The following is a 1,787-nucleotide window of genomic DNA, read 5'->3' on the forward strand; positions in this document are numbered from 1 at the left end:
TGTGTTACGGACACCACGCGTAGAGAACAGTATTGTGGCAGATTGAATGATTTTCATTTTTTTATTTTCTTTTTCTAATTTGATCATTGTCTACACCCTATCCTTGAAATATTTAGCGAAGTTTTCTGTCTTTACATTCTGTATCAGTTCATTTGTAATTTTGTAACTCCTAATAGAAATTCCTCTATTTGTTTCTTATAGAATAACATACACCATTTTTATTTCTAGTATATAACTATAATAGAATGCATCTTTATAACCTAGGGATAAAGGTGAAAGTTTGAGGTAATAATTTTTATAATCGGACGATGAGAATTCAAATGAAAGGGGACAGTGACTTCTTTCTCGATTGAATTATTTGATTTTTTATTCAATTCATTTTATTATATAAACATGACTAAAAGATGGTTTTAGTCGGATTTTTTTACGGAAAACCGACTGATATTTGATTTCAGTCGGTTTCTATACTATTTGAGAGAAGGTAGACACTATGTGTGGAATTGCAGGGTGGATAGACTGGTCTAAAGACCTGTCTCATGAACAAGAAACGTTAAAAAAAATGACAGATGCTATCATTCACCGAGGGCCTGATGCAGAGGGGCATTGGTTTTCAAAACGAGCGGCATTAGGTCATCGACGTCTCATCGTCATTGATCCTGAAGGTGGCCTTCAACCTATGCTGTATAAAGATGGAAATGATACGATTGGCCTTACGTTCAATGGAGAAATTTATAACTATCAAGAATTACGTAAAGAACTTGAGGAGAAAGGTCATAAATTTCAGACCAAGTCAGATACAGAGGTGTTACTACATGCTTACTTAGAGTGGCAAGAAGATTGTGTTCAACACTTAAATGGGATTTTTGCTTTTGGTATTTGGGATGAAAGATTTGGGAAATTGATGCTTGGTCGTGATCATCTAGGTGTGAAGCCTTTATTTTTCGCTCAAAGGGGAAGCGCAATTCTCTTTGGTTCAGAGTTAAAAGTTTTACTTTCGCATCCGCTTGTAGATGCAGAGGTAGATAAAGAAGGACTTTCTGAAATATTTTGTCTTGGACCAACACGTACTCCTGGTCATGCTATTTTCAAGGATATACATGAAGTGCGTGCTGGGCATTACATGACGTTTACCTCTAATGGCTCGACTACGACACAGTATTGGAAACTTGAAAGTAAAAAACATGTAGATGATATTGATACAACAGTTGAAACAATCCGTTCCGTTTTACAAGATACGGTAAAACGTCAGTTAATTGCTGATAAACCAGTGGTATCTATGCTTTCCGGAGGTTTAGATTCCAGTGGTTTAACAGGTTTAGCAGGAAACGAATTTGGGAATAAAGGGGAACGTCTTCATACATATTCCCTGGATTTCATCAATGATGAAAAAGACTTTGAGCAAGACTTCCTTCGTTTTGATCGTGATGAACCTTGGGTGAAACGTGTGGCTGAATTTGTAGGAACAAAGCATCATTCTATAGAGTTAGGATCAGATAGTTTAATAGAGCATTTATTAACCCCAATGCGAGCGCGTGATCTACCTGGAGTTGGAGAACTAGAAACGTCTCTTTATTTGTTATTTAAGGAAATGAAAAAAGATGCAACAGTTGCACTTTCAGGCGAATCCGCAGATGAAGTATTCTCAGGATATCCATGGTTTCATCAAGAGAAGTTTCTAGATGCAGAGATATTCCCTTGGAGTGTTAATTTATGGTATAGTACAGAAATTTTATCAGAGGATTTTAAAGCGAAGATTAGCCCTGAAAAATATCAAAAACAAAAATTTG

General features: G+C 36.1%; 1 protein-coding gene and 1 pseudogene. One reads left to right on the forward strand and one right to left on the reverse strand.

From position 1 onward, the window contains the following. A pseudogene (locus D1166_RS30810) lies at positions 1–87 on the reverse strand (TetR/AcrR family transcriptional regulator); the annotation flags it as partial. Between the two features lie 403 nt (positions 88–490). Between D1166_RS30810 and asnB the strand changes: the two are divergent. Beyond that, on the forward strand, positions 491–1,787 hold a 1,297-nt coding region (asnB, locus tag D1166_RS30815; protein WP_118043547.1), incomplete at its 3' end, for an asparagine synthase (glutamine-hydrolyzing).

It is taken from the genome of Bacillus sp. ISO11 (genome assembly GCF_003458115.1).
Lineage (GTDB): Bacteria > Bacillota > Bacilli > Bacillales > Bacillaceae_G > Bacillus_A > Bacillus_A cereus.